Source organism: uncultured Bacteroides sp. (assembly GCF_905207245.1).
GTDB lineage: Bacteria > Bacteroidota > Bacteroidia > Bacteroidales > Bacteroidaceae > Bacteroides.
Genome location: NZ_CAJLKP010000034.1, coordinates 23,161 through 40,304, shown reverse-complemented (window position 1 = coordinate 40,304; position 17,144 = coordinate 23,161). Strand labels below are relative to the sequence as shown.

12 protein-coding genes and 1 pseudogene are annotated in these 17,144 nt (G+C 46.0%); 4 read left to right on the top strand and 9 right to left on the bottom strand.

Translation table 11 applies throughout. The annotated features are described in order from the left end of the window. Window positions 1-29: 29 nt before the first annotated feature. A complete protein-coding gene (locus QZ135_RS11890; protein ID WP_294609243.1) occupies window positions 30-596 on the bottom strand; it encodes a sugar O-acetyltransferase in 567 nt (188 codons plus the stop codon). Window positions 597-933: 337 nt separating this feature from the next. On the opposite strand from QZ135_RS11890, the gene QZ135_RS11885 reads away from it, so the two are divergent. Further along, window positions 934-2,244, top strand: coding sequence for an ATP-binding protein (locus tag QZ135_RS11885; protein ID WP_294609242.1), 1,311 nt, complete (start codon window positions 934-936; stop codon window positions 2,242-2,244). Window positions 2,245-2,424: 180 nt separating this feature from the next. On the opposite strand, the gene QZ135_RS11880 is transcribed toward QZ135_RS11885, so the two are convergent. The 8 genes and pseudogenes from QZ135_RS11880 to QZ135_RS11845 all read right to left on the bottom strand — a co-directional run bounded on the left by QZ135_RS11880 (window position 2,425) and on the right by QZ135_RS11845 (window position 9,370). Then, on the bottom strand, window positions 2,425-2,739 hold the full coding sequence (locus tag QZ135_RS11880; RefSeq protein WP_294609241.1) for a helix-turn-helix transcriptional regulator: 315 nt from the start codon (window positions 2,737-2,739) through the stop codon (window positions 2,425-2,427). 5 nt (window positions 2,740-2,744) lie between these two features. After that, complete coding sequence (locus QZ135_RS11875) at window positions 2,745-3,092, bottom strand: type II toxin-antitoxin system RelE/ParE family toxin (RefSeq protein ID WP_294609239.1); 348 nt, start codon at window positions 3,090-3,092, stop codon at window positions 2,745-2,747. Window positions 3,093-3,255: 163 nt separating this feature from the next. After that, window positions 3,256-3,672 carry a C-GCAxxG-C-C family protein gene (locus tag QZ135_RS11870; RefSeq protein ID WP_294609238.1) on the bottom strand — a complete coding sequence of 139 codons (417 nt, stop codon included), beginning with the start codon at window positions 3,670-3,672 and terminating at the stop codon, window positions 3,256-3,258. Between the two features lie 147 nt (window positions 3,673-3,819). Continuing rightward, window positions 3,820-4,929 carry a CotH kinase family protein gene (locus QZ135_RS11865; RefSeq protein ID WP_294609237.1) on the bottom strand — a complete coding sequence of 370 codons (1,110 nt, stop codon included), beginning with the start codon at window positions 4,927-4,929 and terminating at the stop codon, window positions 3,820-3,822. Between the two features lie 45 nt (window positions 4,930-4,974). Next, window positions 4,975-5,811, bottom strand: coding sequence for an AraC family transcriptional regulator (locus QZ135_RS11860; RefSeq protein ID WP_294609236.1), 837 nt, complete (start codon window positions 5,809-5,811; stop codon window positions 4,975-4,977). Between the two features lie 56 nt (window positions 5,812-5,867). Next, window positions 5,868-6,980 (bottom strand): MBL fold metallo-hydrolase, encoded by a 1,113-nt coding sequence (locus tag QZ135_RS11855; protein ID WP_294609235.1) that lies wholly within the window; start codon window positions 6,978-6,980, stop codon window positions 5,868-5,870. A 273-nt stretch (window positions 6,981-7,253) separates the two neighbouring features. Further along, a pseudogene (locus QZ135_RS11850) lies at window positions 7,254-7,466 on the bottom strand (DUF1232 domain-containing protein); the annotation flags it as partial. A 41-nt stretch (window positions 7,467-7,507) separates the two neighbouring features. Beyond that, window positions 7,508-9,370: an HD domain-containing protein gene (locus QZ135_RS11845; RefSeq protein ID WP_294609234.1), complete on the bottom strand. Its 1,863-nt coding sequence runs from the start codon at window positions 9,368-9,370 to the stop codon at window positions 7,508-7,510. Between the two features lie 382 nt (window positions 9,371-9,752). Between QZ135_RS11845 and QZ135_RS11840 the strand changes: the two genes are divergently transcribed. The 3 genes from QZ135_RS11840 (at window position 9,753) to QZ135_RS11830 (ending at window position 17,127) form a co-directional block, all read left to right on the top strand. Further along, window positions 9,753-11,726 (top strand): calcineurin-like phosphoesterase family protein, encoded by a 1,974-nt coding sequence (locus QZ135_RS11840; RefSeq protein WP_294609232.1) that lies wholly within the window; start codon window positions 9,753-9,755, stop codon window positions 11,724-11,726. 309 nt (window positions 11,727-12,035) lie between these two features. After that, window positions 12,036-15,302, top strand: coding sequence for a TonB-dependent receptor (locus tag QZ135_RS11835; protein WP_294609231.1), 3,267 nt, complete (start codon window positions 12,036-12,038; stop codon window positions 15,300-15,302). A gap of 22 nt (window positions 15,303-15,324) precedes the next feature. Continuing rightward, complete coding sequence (locus QZ135_RS11830) at window positions 15,325-17,127, top strand: RagB/SusD family nutrient uptake outer membrane protein (RefSeq protein ID WP_294609229.1); 1,803 nt, start codon at window positions 15,325-15,327, stop codon at window positions 17,125-17,127. Window positions 17,128-17,144: the final 17 nt, after the last annotated feature.

Genomic DNA, 17,144 nt, shown 5'->3' with positions numbered 1-17,144 from the left:
ACGTAATTATAATACCTTGCTCTATAAAATTAATGCACCTCATTATCTATATATCTGATAACTCTTGCCGGATTACCTACCGCAACGGCATTGGCCGGAATATCATGTGTTACGACCGAGCCCGCACCGATAACGGCATTATCGCCTATAGTAACTCCCATCACGACCACCGAATTGCCGCCAATCCATACACTGTTACCGATAGTAATTGGCCGGGCAATACCAAGCAGTTGTTGCCGTCCTGCCGCTTCCATCGGGTGCGCCACAGCAAAAAGCCCCACATTCGGCCCTATCCACACATTATTACCGATGGTCACCAGTGCCATATCAAGAATCGTCACGTTATAGTTGGTCAGAAAACCATCACCCACGTGGATGTTCACACCCAAGTCACAAAGGAATCCGGGCTTAATACTCAAGTTCTTCCCTGCCGAACCGAACAATTCCCGTAGCACCTTGTCGCGTGCTTCAGTTTCGGTTACAGGCATTGCATTAAACTGTTGGCAAAGCGTAACGGCACGGGTGTGTATCTCGGCTATTTCACTATCGTCCATACGGTAACAGTCACCGTTCTTTAATTTTTCAATCTCTTTCATGTTCCTATTTTGTTATTATCTACGGCAAAGATACGGAGATAGAGGAAGCTTATGTTTTTCCCAAAAGTCATTTCCGACTTTTCCGAAACGTCATTCCATTTGCTCTGTCAAATAACACCGTCCTCATTTACCAATAAAGGGAACATGCGGGTAAAACATTATCAATGCTCTCTAATAATTGCGTTTAAACGCTATATGGTCATACAAGAAGAATCAAAGTATCATTCAATAACCACAAGCCTACCAGGCTTTTCCTAAATAAAAGGAAAGTTTAAACCAAATCTTTCCTTTTATTTAGGAAACTTTTCTACCTTTGCATTCACAAAAAAAGAAAGATATGAGAAAAGATGTCATCAAGTCGCTTATAGCTATCAAGCAAAGTGAGATTCCGTTTGAGGTAATTGAACGAGATATAAAGTTACCGACAAACCGCAAGAAGATAATTACGGTTCCGGGTGTGCGCCGTTGCGGTAAATCCACGCTTATGGAAATAGCCATTAACAGCCTTGTACGTGAAGGAGTTCCCCCTAAAAACATTTTATGGCTGGGATTTGATGATGAACGTTTGAAAAATATGTCATCTAATGAGCTGGATGATGTAATCGCTTCGTATATGGAGATGTTTCCGGACATTCCGATAAAGGATGTACACATGTTCTTTGACGAGATCCAACTGATAAAGGACTGGGAATATTTTGTGTTACGAGTTTATAAGTCTTATTGCAAAAACATCTATGTATGCGGAAGCAATGCCACCATGCTTTCCACAGAATTAAGTTCGGCCTTGCGCGGCTATCCTTTGGAATACGAAATATATCCGCTTTCGTTCAACGAATATTGTCGCTTCAAAGGAATTGTCACCGGCACCTATTTGGAACAAGATATGGCACGACTGAGAGCTGCTTTCGAAGCATACAACCAGGCAAGTACTTTTCCGGAAATCGTACTGACTCCATCCCGTTCAGAACAATTGAAGCTACTGCATGGATATTTCGACACGATGATATTAAAAGATCTATCCGAACACTACAACATATCCAATATAAGTGTTGTACGGTATTTTGTTAAGCGCATCATGGCCAATCTGACAAAACCGACATCCATCAACGCCATTTATAAAGATATCAAATCCCAAGGACTTAAAGTCAGCAAGGATGACTTATATCTGTGGGCTGACTATATTTGCAATATCTTCATGTTTGTACGCATTTCCAAATATGACCGATCACTAGCAAAGGAACAGAAATCGCTTGATAAATACTATTGCATTGACAATGGTCTGCGTGGAGCCGTACTCATGCCTCAAAGCAACGATGATGGGAAAAATCTAGAAAATACCGTATTCATGCAGTTGAACCGAATGCGTCTCCCGGCTGACAAAATTACATATTATCAAGGAAACTGCGAATGTGACTTTGTTCTACAACGTGAAGATTCTGTGATACAACTCATACAAGTCACTTGGAATATGACGGATGAGGATACACGGGAAAGGGAAATAAAAGGTCTTTTAGAGGCCGCTTCAGTAACCGAATGTAACGAACTTATCATCATCACGAAAGATGAAGAAAGCACGATAAGCAGAGATGGAAAGGAAATAAAGATAAAACCTGCATGGAAATGGTTATTACAAAATAATAAAGAATGACCGGAATACCATGAAATCATTCATTCACATATAATTATTTTAAATAAACATAAGAGAGTGCCAATGTCTGCTAAAATAAAAGGAGAAGTGATAGAATATTCCCAACGCTTCTCCTTACCACTAGAAATGATTTATCTTACAGCTACAGGTATATTGGCTATCCTCTTTTGAATATCCATTTTACCACAAAGCAACCTTTCCTAAATTGTCAATCTCTAATTTTACGCTTATTCCCATAGCTTTAAAAACTCTGGAAATAGTAGAAAAAGTCAGATTCTTCCCATTCTCTATTCGAGAGATCTGTGCCCTTTGTACACCAATCAGATTACCTAATTCTTCTTGGGTCAAATTCTTTGCTTGACGAGCTTTTTTGATAGCTTCACCAATTAAAAATGAACTCAAATCAGCTTCAAACTTATCTCTTCGGGGAGTACCAATTTCTCCTATGTGTTTATCTAATATTTCTTCTTCTGTATAAAACTTCATTGTTTCCATACTCTTTATTTTTTTAAATTAAAATATGCTTTTCTAATCTCTTCAGCTTTGGCTATTTCTTTCGAAGGTGTTTTTTGGGTTTTCTTTATGAAGCCATGCGTAGCAATCACTAAAGTATCCACACCATTATCCTTATCCCAAAAAGCCAGCAGTCTATATTTAACCTTATTATATAAGGTCCTGAACTCCCAAATGTCTGTATCATCTAATTTTTTAAAAAGTTCGGGATCTATCACAAATTTTGCTTTAGCTATGTTGTAGATGATCTTATCCTTAATTTTTATCGGTAGATGATTCAGAAAATCGTCTGCATCCTTTGAATAGACAACTTTAAATTTTGCTTTGGTTTCCACAGTTTTTATTTTAATGCAAAAATAAGAAATAGTTCCATATAACGAAACATTTTTAAGGGAATAAAACTAATTAATATAAAAGATTATTTCCTGAATCCAAGAATTGTAGATTTTGATTCCAGAATACTGAGAAATTCTAATATCCAAGTCAAAGTTCCCAATTTTATATCAAAGCCTTTTCCCTTTGCAGTAACTCCGCAACTTTTGTAGCAACGCAGATACAACAATTGGTGCACTCTGTGAATCCATACCGATAAACGATATTACCACAGATCACCGTTCCGTGCTTTTGTTTGAAATGGTCAAATAATTCTTTAGATAACGCAATGGCCTTTGCATTATCTTCGGGCAAACACATCCCAAGTGCCATAATACCTGCCGAGAAAGCACCACATGAACCTTCGTTGTACGAGCAACCCACGCCGCCACGAAAGCCTGCAGACAGAGCCATCAGTTCTTTATCACTGCGCTCGCAACCTATAGCCCGGCATATACCGACAAAAGTTGCTTGCGAACAAGAATATTTCTGGTCACGCAACATTCTAACTTCCATCCTGACTTTCGTTATCAATTCACTCATTCCATCTGTAATATTATAAAATAAAAAAGCACCACCGGATTCTGTCCGATGATGCAAAGGTAAGCCAGCATATAGGAACGCTGTTTTTTCAAAACGTCATTTTCCACTTTTCCGAAACGTTATTTTATCCCCTTCCTTGAAAGCCCCTTATTCAGCCAAAAGCTTGTTCAAACTCTCTATCCGGTACAGATAGACCTGTTTCAAATTCGAAACGGATAAATGAAAACCTGTAAAGGTGTCAAATCGTGCCGGGTCCTGCCCCTGCCACAAATGTTCGTCCGCAAGGGCCGATTTCCCGATAAGCGCCTCCCACCGGTTATAAATACTATCTCCGGTCAGCAGCACAACGTCCGTCCGGTTAAACCGGGAAGGCCGTATATCACCGCCTTTATCCAAGCCAACGGAGATAAAAGCCAGATCGAAATCCCATACGGGTCCCGCCTTCAGCAAACCATCCTTATCCTTGTGCATATAACAGCTTCTCGGGCCGTTAGGCTCCGCATTTTGTGTCAGTTCATGCCCCAGCCACCAATCGACAAACGTGTCCAGATCCAAATATTTCTGGTAAAGCAAAGTCAGATCTGACAGCTCCTCACTATATAGAAGTTGCTCTATCTCATTCATATAATTCTCGATGAATGCCATCTGCCGTGAAGAAGGTTCCTCAGGTGATTTCACATTTACCGGCAGATGCCTGAACCGGGTATCGATACGATATTTTTCATTCGGGTAATTGTCCGCTTCTATCAGGAATCCGTCTTCTTTGTCAATATCTACCCACTCCTTGCCGATGCGTATCTGTTCACAAAGCAAATAACATCCCTGCAACTCTCCATTGACCACCACATCCACGAACCGGCTATCAGGTGTCCAATCCAGACAAGTCTGCTTGGCTATGCTTAGCGCCAAGCTGTTGCGGAGAAGACTATGATCCATAAAATTTGCCAGCAGCACCCATCGCCTGTTTTCAGTCATTCCCAGCAGTCCGCTTTTCTCTTCCAGCCTGATGGCAAAAGGTTTTTTCGGCTTGGTGAATGTAGAATGCCCCCTTGCTTTCACAGCTGCCTTGGAAGACTCATATACGGCACTGCCATCGGGCATGACAATGCGCAATGAACTGTTCTCCAACCAATAATCCCGCGATGTAATAGCCGTACTGTCCGCCGTGGTAATATAAATGGTAGGTATGTCCGAAGCCCCAACTTGGGATATGCCTATAAATAGAGTAAAAATGAAAACAAAAAATATCTTCTTCATAAATATATAATTCATTGTTTTTCTGGACTCTTATAGTTCTCCTTATTATACAGCACGAGTAGGTATGGCTGAAGGTGGAAAACCGAACTCTTTCTTAAAGGCAGTAGAAAAGTGCGACAAATTCTTGAAACCTACCTCCAAATAGACATCGGCAGGTTTCCGCCCCAGCCTGTCCATCATATCCATCGCTTCCTCCAACCGTCGTTTCACAATCCAGCGGCTTGGAGTCATGTGAAACACTTGCGCAAAGTCTTTTTTGAATGCCGAAAGACTGCGGCCGGTATAATGGGCAAATTCCTCAACAGAAAGATCGCTTTTGTAGTTCTTGTTCATAAAATCCTCTAAATTGATTTTCCATGGTTCAGCAAAATCAAACAGCACAGAACCCAGCTCCGACTTGAGTTGCAGAAGCGTAAAAACAGCCTCCTTCAACTTAGCCTCCATTAATTCCTTCGACGGATATTGCTGTACGTCGAAATATTGTTCCAAAGAAGTGAAAAGACCGTTCAGGAAAGGATGCTTCTCCAGCATCACGTAAGTCGATCTCGCTATTGCAGGATTATTCACCAATGGTACGGTTATCTGATATTCATTCAGAAGCTGTTTCAGAAAAGGCGTCTTCAATTGCAGGAATAATCCTTTAAAAGGTTCCCCGTTCTTCGACGGTTGTTTGATTTTACGCACCATGTGGTTACGCTTGATGAAAAAGGCATCCCCTTTCTTCAGATGGTGCTTTTTCTCGGGTGTGACTAAGTCCATCTCTCCCGAACAAAGATAAACCAACATGTGTTCCGACACCATTTCTTCACACCACTTGTCTTTCTCCACCATGCAGCAGAAGAAGGTATCCATATAATCGTAAACTACTATACCCGGTTCCATATATTTCTACTATTTAATTGATTAACAAAAATATTATTTTATTGCAAGACAGCCTGCTAATACCTCCACCAAGTACTGGTACATGTTTCCCCAGGCACAATCCGTTCTCCCATCATAGGCGTAACCAAAACGATACTGTCAGCCGCAGCTAAAGTTGCAACTTTTTCGATAGACTCATTCCAAGGATGCAGAGCCAAATCAAAAACGCCCCAATGTACAGGCAATAATCTTTCGGCCTTCACGTCTTTACAGACAGCAATCACTTCTTCCGGGAAAAGATGCGTGTTGGGCCAACCGGCATTCCATCCGTCAATCTCCACACATGCCAAATCAAAAGGTCCATACTGCTCTCCTATCTGTTTGAAATGTGCGCCATAACCGGTATCTCCACTCCAATAGATATTTTTCTGTGTACCTTTGATTGCGTACCCTGTCCACAGCGTCTTATCACGGTCTGCTTTACTTCTACCGGAATAATGAATTCCGATTGTTGAGACAATCTGTACAGAGGTAATTTTTACAGTATCCCCCCACCCAACTTCAGTAATCTGTTGCGGTGGAATGCCCCAGCCCTCTAACCGCGTCCCGACACCCAACGGACAAATGAATTTAACCTTTTTATCTTTTAATGCCCTCATTGTCGCCACCTCCAGATGGTCATAATGATCATGGGTAATCAATACAATATCCACATCAGGCAGTTCACACCGTTGGATAGGAGAACTTACATAACGTTGCACAATGCCCGGAACCGGCGCGGCATTTTCCAGCACCGGATCTATGATGATACGAATACCATCCAATTCCAAGATAGCCGATGAATGGCCGAGCCAATACAGTGCATAGTCCGACGGAATTGCCGGAAAATCTCTCTTTGCCAGTGATTCTACGGGGAGTTCGTTTCTAGGGGCATTGGGCGATCTTTTAAAAAAACGTCCGAATCCTGCACTACCTCCAGTTGTCTGTTCCGGAAAAAACTCCAATTTGTCAGGACTGACAAATACATTATCTGATACCGAATAATACGGTCTATTACCATACTTACCGTCCCTTTCTCCGTCCGAATCAAGCATGCCGATATTCCACCAGACATATATACCCGCCATCACAACAATCAATAGAAAAACACCGGCTACCGTTACGAATATTTTCTTTTTATTTCGAACCATTTTTTAATATCTTGATAAGTTCATTGTGCAAAGTTAGGTGATTAATTGCCATAAGGGTTTTCTTAAAAGTTATTTGTGCTTTTCTTAAAAGTTTTATAAGTTCATGATATCCTCAAAACCATAATCTTCTTGTTCCACAGGAATAAATGCAGTTTTCTTTCACCTGAACAGCCTGGCTTGCCATAATAGCCCAGACACTGCAAACAAGCAGGTCTGTAATCAATAATACTATATATTTAGTAATTTACATAATATGAATTATTTTACTTATCATCACTCAGCTACCTCATAACCTGCCATAGGTATCAGGTGGTCCAATATATCCTCAACTCGCCTCTCTATCTCAGGAGTAACATACTTCTTCACTTTCAGATAAGCAACTGTCAGAGAGACAAGTTCATCAATCCAGCCGATGACGGGCAAGCGCTTGGCCGAGATTAAATCAATAGGTAAAACAAGATAGGCGATGGTCGAATAAACAAAAATCGTTTCCCTGTATTTTTGAAAGTCATGTTAATAATCGCCTTTTATACTTTCTCCACCTCATCCACGTTTTCAATGGAGCTTATGTCCGAAATCACCATTTGCAATTCATTGAACGAATGCACCTGAAAATAGATATCGCAATCCACAATCTCATCCACCGTATCCGTTTTAAGATGGTCGATACCCAACTGTAACTTGTCGGTAATGCAGTTTATCAAATCACTCAACAGATGATAGCGGTCAATGGCTTTCACATGGATACATACCGGATAAAGCGTATCACTCTCTTTATATTCAATGGCCACCACCGAATCTCCGTCCTGCGAAGCTCGGCTGATGGCTTTGGCACAATCACGCTTATGAACCGAAATGGTGGAGTCGGCATTCTTAAAACCAATCACTTCGTCATCAGGCAACGGCTGGCAATAAGGGCAACGCACAAGCTCCGATCTGGTGCGGCTTTTAAATAACCGGATCAAATAACTCTTCGCTTTGTAAGTCCTCACACAAGCCAGCCAGTCTTCATGGGGGCTAATGGATTCTTTGGTACCGATCTCTATGCAGTCACCCCTATGCAGAGTGCTCTTTACGGAAGCAAGTTTCCCGTTTATCCGTGCATATTGGGCATGGTGGCCGATATCGCTATGCACTTCAAACGCAAAATCCAATGCGGTAGAGCCTGTCGGAAGAGTGATACTTTTGCCCTTGGGAGTAAAGACCACCATGTCATCATTATAGAAAGAAGACACCACGCCCTCCATGAAGCTGCTTTCATGATTGTGGCAGGCTATATCTTGCAGGTTCTGACGGAACTTCTCTATCCATTTCGCGATATTACCTTCCTCACGTTCCGCGACACAACCATACCGGGAACAACGGCGCATACGTTCCGAACTGATATGGATCTCCTCCCATTTACCATATTTAGTCAACAACCTCACATGCAGGCTTTGATAATTGTTCTCTTTGGGAGAGTCGATGTAATTCACCACACTGCCCGGTTTCTCCTTGAAGATATCCGTAAGCAGGGCATATATTTTCAGGCTGACCTCTTTCTCCGACAATTCCTCCGGATCTCTATACACGATACGGACGAAATGGTGATTCTCCACATGATTGAAGTCACAACCGTAACGCTGCATCTTACGGCGTATGCTGAACGGGGAACGATATACGGCTTCTATCTGCACAGGAATACCGTGACCGACCAGCTGCATCTCAATGCCATGAATGAATTCTTCCAAACGGGGAGCATCCTGCAACTTTTCCGCCTCTATCAACCCATGGATCCGTTCATATTCCATCGGACAGCGATAACGGAAACTCAGATTCTCCAGTTCCACCTTAATCGGGTACAACCCCAACCTATTGGCCAAAGGAGCATAAAAAAAGTCTGTCTCTCCGGCTATTTTCATCTGCTTGTCTGCCTTCATGCTACTTAACGTCCGCATATTATGCAGACGGTCAGCCAGCTTGATCAGGATAGCCCGGATATCATATTGCATGGACTCAAGCATCTGCTTGAAGTTATCCACCTGCTTGGAGGTATCATAGCTCTCTTTCTTCAGCTTCGTCACCACCCGTACAAGAAAAGCCACGTCTTTACCGAACATCTCTTCAATATCTTCTATCGTATACGGAGTATCCTCCACGACATCGTGCAGGAACGCTGCAATTACAGGATTGGCGCCAAGCATCAATTCCTCGGCAACGATGCGTGCTACGGCAATGGGATGAATGATATACGGCTCGCCAGTCTTTCTTTTTTGGCTGCTATGGGCTTCATAAGCCAGCCCGAATGCCTTTCTGATGTTTTCCATCTCCTCGGGAGTAACACGTTGCTCCATAATGTGGAAGATCGGTTCCACTCTCGACAAAATCTCTTTATCATAACTCTGCTTCATAACCACAAGCATTATAGTAGTTTATATTCCATTAATAGCTCCCATCGCCATCTGTATCAGGGGGATCCGGCACTTACGCCTACCAGAGAATAAAGATAAGAAGATGTTTGCAAATCTATCACTTTTGAATTAAAAATATTCAAGCAATCCCACATTTTTTGGTTATTGACCGGAGCCGTCAATCTACTTGAGTTCAGTCATGTTCTCATCTTGAAGCTTGGTGCGGCGAAGATTTGCTTTTCGGGATATACCCTAACCTGCCTTGAAAAAAGAACGTCACATGTGTGTAGCCTGATTGAAATATGCTAGGCGTTCCTTTGCACCCCATAAAAGCGGTTAATTAGATTGAAAATAGAACAATGAAAAGTAAATTGTCATTTAAATGAGAGATATGGTAAAGTTTGTATTATGGTTGGTGTCATTGACGGTTCTTCCGTTGATTGCTTGTAGCAACGATATTGGTGAAGAGACACTTACGGATAATTTCAGTGTGCAGTTTGAACTGCCGGAATTGGTGGATGTGGCCAAAGGCGGAGAGTATGTTTTTAAGGTAAAAAGCGGGGAAGCTCCCCAAACATCCGACTCGTTTATCATAGAGTCCGGCGAAGGTATATCCTATATTTGCCCTTTCGTCAGCATTTCGTCCGAGAGCTTTGCGGTACGGATTCCCGCTGATTGTGAAACGGGCTATTATAAAGTATCCGTCAGGCGGAATGAGCGCAAAAAGCTGATTGGACAAATCTATCTCAATATCGGCGCGAAGTTGGACTTTACGCCGGATGCCGGCACCACGGTCTATGGCAAGGTCTCTTCGGAAGAAGGCGGCGTGAAGGGCGTAGTGGTTTCGGACGGCGTGGCGGTGGCCGTGACGGACGAAAACGGTATCTATCAGTTGAAGTCTGATAAGAAATGGGGCTATGTCTTTATCTCTATTCCAAGCGGCTATGAGGTGCCTTCCGAAGGAGTGCTTCCCCAATTCTACCAGCTGCTGAAAGCGAATGCAGAGGTGGCGGAACGGAAGGACTTTACGCTGAAGAAGGTGACCGGACAAGATACATATAAGGTATTCATGCTGGGTGACATGCACCTTGCCAACCGCACGGACGACAGGCGCCAGTTCCTTGAATTCACGGCAGACCTGAACAAGTATCGCACCGCCCATTCCGGAGAGAAGATGTATGCCATCACGCTGGGCGACATGACCTGGGACCTCTACTGGTACTCCAACAACTATGCCCTGCCCGAATATCTGAATACCATCAACAGTCAGGTGAAGGACTTGCAGATATTCCACACCATCGGCAATCATGACTATGATTACAAAGCCGTTTCCGACTTTGATGCCGAGGGTAAATTCATGAACTATATAGCCCCTACCTATTATTCCTTTAATATAGGCAAGGTACATTACGTCGTGATGGACGACATCGATTGCGACAGCTACGACGGAACCACCTCCCGCAACTACGAGAAGCGCGTTTCCGCCGAACAGTTGGACTGGCACAAAAAAGACCTTTCGTACATCGACAAGGCAACACCGCTGGTGATTGTGATGCACGCGCAGGTATTCTATCCCCTGGAAACCGGTGACTTCAAGATAGACCATGATGTGGTCAATACCGCACAATTACTCAGCTTGCTCAACGGCTACCGGGTACACTTCGTAACGGGACACACGCACCTGAACTTCAACGTGACGCCCGAAACATCTGTAGCAGACGGACGTGACTTCTATGAACACAATACCGGAGCCGTCTGCGGTTCTTGGTGGTGGTCCGGTCATCTGACTTCCGGCATTCATATCAGCCCCGACGGAACTCCCGGCGGATATTCCATCTGGAATGTTTCCGGCACCGAGCTTCAGTGGAGCTACAAGGCTACCGGAAGTTCCGAGGATTATCAGTTCCGCAGCTACGACCTGAACAAGGTACATTTCTCTTTGGCAGATGTTCCGCAGATGCCCGACAACGTATCCGCTTCGGTCAAAAACAAATACCTGCGCTATGTGGAAGCCTATCCGGTGAACAGTGACAACGAGGTACTGATAAACATCTGGAACTGGAACCCGCGCTGGACACTGACGGTGACGGACGAGAATGGTGGCAATCTGACTCCTACGGCTGTCTGGGCTTACGACCCGCTGCACATCGCCGCACTCTCCGTGAAGCGATTCAACTCGGCAAGCCTCACGTCGACGCCCAGCTTCATTACCGAGAAGTTCTCCCACTTCTTTAAAGTAAAGGTTGCCGATGCCGACACTGACTTGGTGATAACCGTCAAGGATGAGTTCGGCCATACATGGGAAGAGGAAATGCAGCGTCCGAAAGAATTTTCTACGGATGCCTACAAGCTTTAGTGACACAGGTCACAACAGAGATACATACTAATTCTTAAGTACTCAATCAAAATTAATTCGTGCTATAAATGATGATTTAGCGGAACTCTACTATGCAGGGTGGCGTACCTTACCTGATACGGGTGCCGTATTAGAGCTTATACGGGTGTCGTATCAGAGCTTATACGGGTGCCGTATCAGAGCTTATACGGGTGCCGTATCAGAGCTTATACGGGTGCCGTATATTATATCGACGCTCGTTCCGCTAAATTATCATTCAGTTACCTATTATTATGTGAACTAATTATGAACACTTACTTATACAATCTTATGAAAGTACTCAAATCTTCTATTTTGTTTCTGCTCTTATCGGTACTGGGGAGTTATTCGGCTCTCCTTGCCCAGAGCAGAATGGTATCGGGAAAAGTCCTGGATACCCAACAGGAGCCTCTTGCGGGGGTAACCATTAGGGTGGAAGGTACCACCCAAGGCGGCATAACTGCCGAAGACGGCTCTTTTAAACTCCAGACTCCATCGGGAACGGTTATACTGGAATTCTCCTATGTGGGCTGCCAGACTCAGAAAGTCAAGGTGACACCGGGTCAGAAAGACATCACGGTCCACATGCAGGAAGATGCCGTCCTGCTGGATGAAGCGGTAGTTGTGGGCTACGGTACTCAGAAAAAGGTCAACTTGACGGGTGCCGTATCGACGGTAGGCAGCAAGACGCTCGAAAACCGGGTATCCCACTCCATCACCAACATGCTGCAAGGTTCTGTGGCAGGTCTCAACATCACCACCTCTTCCGGTGTGCCGGGTAGTTCGCCTGCCATCAATGTGCGTGGTGTGACTTCCATCAACGGTGCCGAGCCGTTGATACTGGTGGACGGTGCCGTGGGTGACCTGAACCGGGTCAATCCGAATGACGTGGAGTCCATCTCTGTCATCAAGGATGCCTCGGCAGCAGCTGTCTACGGTGCACGTGCGGCTTTTGGTGTCATCCTGGTCACCACCAAGTCCGGTACCGAACAGAGCGGCAAGGCAACCGTACGATACAGCGGCCGTATCGGATGGGAAGCTCCGACAACTTCCACCGATTACGAAGACACCGGATATTGGTCAGTCTATACCATCAACAAGTTCTGGAAAGCTGATTCGGGAACACTATACGTCAACTACACCGACCGCGACATGCAGCAGTTGCTTGCCCGCGTGAACGACAAGACGGAAAATCCCGACCGGCCGTGGGTGGTAGAAGAGGAACGGAACGGCCGCAAGCAGTGGGTTTACTATGGCAACTACGACTGGTGGCACATGCAGTATCGGGACAACCACCCCGTGCAGCAGCACAATATCTCCATCAGCGGCGGAACAAAGGATATCAAGTACCTTGTTTCCGGTGCATACGATTATCAGAAAGGTATTCTGAAAGCCAATCCTGACATCTACAGGAAATACAACCTGCGTTCAAAGATTGACTTCCGGATTAGCAAGTGGGTTACGATGACCAACAACACCTCTTTCTATGGGTCACAATATTCCTATCAGGGAGACGGCAGCGTAGAGAACACCCTCGCATACGGTGCCCGTCACGCACTGGCCTGCTTCCCCATGCAGAATCCTGATGGCTCATGGCTCTACAGTACACCTTATCTGAACTATAAAGTGGGCAACGGCCGCCACATCATCTTGGGAGAAGGTTCGCACCGCAACGTGGAGCGTGCCAACGACTTCTCCAATACCACACGCCTTGTCATCAAGCCCATCAAGGCGTTGAGCCTGACGGCAGACTTCACTTATCGTCTGTATCAGGCACGCAACACCAGCCGTTCCAACAATATGTATTACCGGGAATATCCGGATGCCGAGCTGGGTGTCTATGCCACCGGTGCCGGTGCCAACCGTCTGGACGAAGCGGTGAATACCCGCAATTACTATTCCACCAATGCGTATGCCAACTTCGAAGAAACCTTCAACGGAGTACATCACCTTTCGGCTGTTGCCGGTTTCAACTACGAGACACTGAGACGGAAGAACGTGTCGGCTTATGGGGAGTTCCTCTCTTCTACTACACTGGATGACCTCGACCTGGTGGGACAGAACTCCGAAGGCCAGACCATCACGGGCGTAGGCGGCGGACAGAACGAATATGCCCTGATGGGATTTTTCGGCCGCATCAACTACGATTATAAAGCACGCTATCTCTTCGAGGTCAGCGGACGTTACGACGGTACTTCCCGCTTTGCCCGCAACAGCCGTTGGGGATTGTTCCCTTCCGGTTCGGTGGGATGGCGTATCTCGGAAGAACCTTTTTTCAAGCCTGCCCGCAAGGTCATCGACAATCTGAAGCTGAGAGGCTCCTTTGGTAGCCTGGGCAATCAGAACGTATCTTCCTATTATACCTTCGTGCGTGGTGTTTCCATCAACGACTTTGGCGGCTATTCCTTCGGCGAAGGCAGTGCCATGGCCAAGTATTCTACCTTAGGCGCTCCTTTGGCATCAGACTTGACTTGGGAAACCGCCCAGCAATGGGATCTTGGACTTGACCTCTCCATGCTGGACAACCGCCTGAACATCACTATGGACGGATACATCCGAAACACCAAAGACATGCTGACGGACGGCATTGAACTGCCTGCCGTATATGGAGCCAGCGTACCCGATATGAACACCGCCAACCTGCGTACCAAAGGTTATGAACTATCCATTGCGTGGAGAGACAAACTTTCCTTGGGACATCAGCCGTTGGAGTACAGCATCGGTTTCAATGTGAGCGACTACAAAAGTTATATCACTAAATACGACAACAAAGACAAAACCTTCGCCAAGAGCTATTACGAGGGCATGAGACTGGGCGAAATCTGGGGATTTGTCACCGACGGACTGTTCCAAAGCACAGAAGAAGCCCAGGCCTATGCCAAAGAGGTGGACTTGAGCTACATCAACAAACGCATCACCGGCGGATGGCAAGGAGGCGACCTTAAATTCGTTGACCTCGACGGTGACGGCATATTGGACATCGGCGGCAACTCCGCCAACGACCCGGGCGACCGCAAGGTATTGGGCAATTCGCTCCCCAGCTTCTCCTACGGCATCAATGCCAGTGTACGTTGGGCAGGTTTCGATGCTTCCGTGTTCTTTCAGGGCACCGGCAACCACTACTGGTATCCCACCGGTCAGGCCATGCAGTTCTGGGGCCCATATTCCTATCCTTACCTGACCTATTTGCAGGAAGACTTCCTGAAGGATGTATGGGCAGAAGACAACAAGGATGCTTACTTTACCCGTCCGATGGCCTATTCTGCCACTTCCGGCCCGCTGAGCAAGGTCAACGACCGTTATCTACAGAACCTGCGCTACCTGCGTTTCAAGAACCTGACAGTGGGATATACCGTTCCCGCCACTCTGACGAAAAAAATAGGCGTCGACTTGGTTCGTGTTTACTTCTCGGGGGAGAACCTCTGCTACTGGTCTCCTCTGAAGAAGCACACCAAGTACATCGATCCCGAAGCAGCCATCGATAGAGACAGTGCTTATAACAACGCCTACTATCCTTGGCAGAAGACCTTCATGTTTGGTATAGACATTACTTTTTAATCATAACTAAGTTACAATCAGAATGAAACGAATAATTATAGCAGCTATGGCATTTTCCTTGGGACTTTCGTCTTGCGACGACCTCCTCGACTTGCAGCCATTGAGCCAAATTTCACAGATGGATTACTTCAAAACGGAAACTGACCTACAGCTTTTCACCAACTCTTTCTACAATAACTTGCTGGACAAGGAACCCTATGACGACCAAAGTGACATTTATATACAGCAGAACCTCTCGGACGAGATGCTGGGCGGAACCAAGCGTACCGTTCCCGCTTCGGGTGGCGGATGGACGTGGACAGACCTGCGCAAGATGAATACCCTGTTAGCATACGCCGACCAATGCACGGACAAAGATGCCGTGGTGAAATACACCGCACTGACCCGCTTCTTCCGTGCCTATTTCTACTTTGAGAAAGTGAAACGCTTCGGCGATGTGCCTTGGTATGACACCGAGCTGGGTTCAGGAGACGAGACGCTTTACAAGGCACGTGACTCACGCGAACTGATAATGACCCACATGATTGAAGATGTGGACTATGCCATCGCCAATCTTCCCAACGACAAGGAAGAAACGAGTGCCCCTTATCGTGCCACTAAATGGGCAGCCATGGCACTGAAAGCCCAATTCTGCCTCTATGAAGGCACTTACCGAAAATACCACCAGCTCAATCTGGAAGGACACGACTATACCTATTATCTGGAACAGTCGGCTGCCACCGCACAAGAGTTGATGACCAAAGGCCCGTACAAGTTATACACCACCGGACATCCTGAAAGCGACTACTTGAATCTCTTTGCCGAAGAGAACGCCAATCCGGATGAGTATATCCTTGCCATCAAGTTTGATTACGGGCTCGCCATCTACCACAACGCCACGGCGCATACTTTGGTGCCCACACAGGGACGTCCGGGATTGACCCGCAAGATGGTGAATACCTATCTGAAGAAAGACGGAACAGCCTTTACCGACAAGGCAGGCTGGCAGGAGATGACCTTTATTGACGAGGTGAAAGACCGTGACCCCCGTCTGGCCCAAAGCATCCGCACGCCGGGCTATACGCGCATCGGCAAGAAGGATGTGCTGTCACCCGACCTCTCTACCAGTATCACAGGCTATCAGCCCATCAAGTTCGTGCAAGACCCTACCGCTTCGGGCGGCAATGTAGACCGCAACAGCCGTTCTACCTGCGACCTTCCCGTGTATCGTTATGCCGAAGTACTCCTGAACTATGCCGAGGCAAAGGCTGAACTGGGCACCTTGACGCAAGATGACCTCAACAACTCCATCAACCTGATTCGTAAGCGTGCAGGGATGCCGGGCCTCGATTTGGCTGCTGCCAACGCCCATCCGGACAGATACCTCGCTTCGGAGGAAACCGGCTATCCCAACGTGACGGGCACCAACAAGGGTGTCATCCTTGAAATCCGCCGTGAACGGGCGATCGAACTGATGCAGGAAGGTTTCCGCTTCGATGACCTGGTACGCTGGAAAGCAGGCTACTGCATCAACCAGCCCATCATGGGCATGTACTTCCCCGGCTCTGGAACGTATGACCTTACCGGTGACGGAAAGGCAGACGTGGTGCTCTACGACAAGGGAACCGCCAAACCCGACGCACCTTCAGGTACGCAGGTCTATGAGATAGGAAAGGAAATCATTTTCTCGGCAGACAACAACGGTTATATCTACTATCACAAGAACATTAAGCGTACCAATTTCTACGAAGAAAGGGATTACCTTTATCCAATTCCAATCAACGAACGCTCACTCAATCACAACCTGACACAGAATCCGGGTTGGGAGGATGGGCTCTCGTTTTAATCTAACGAAATCATTAA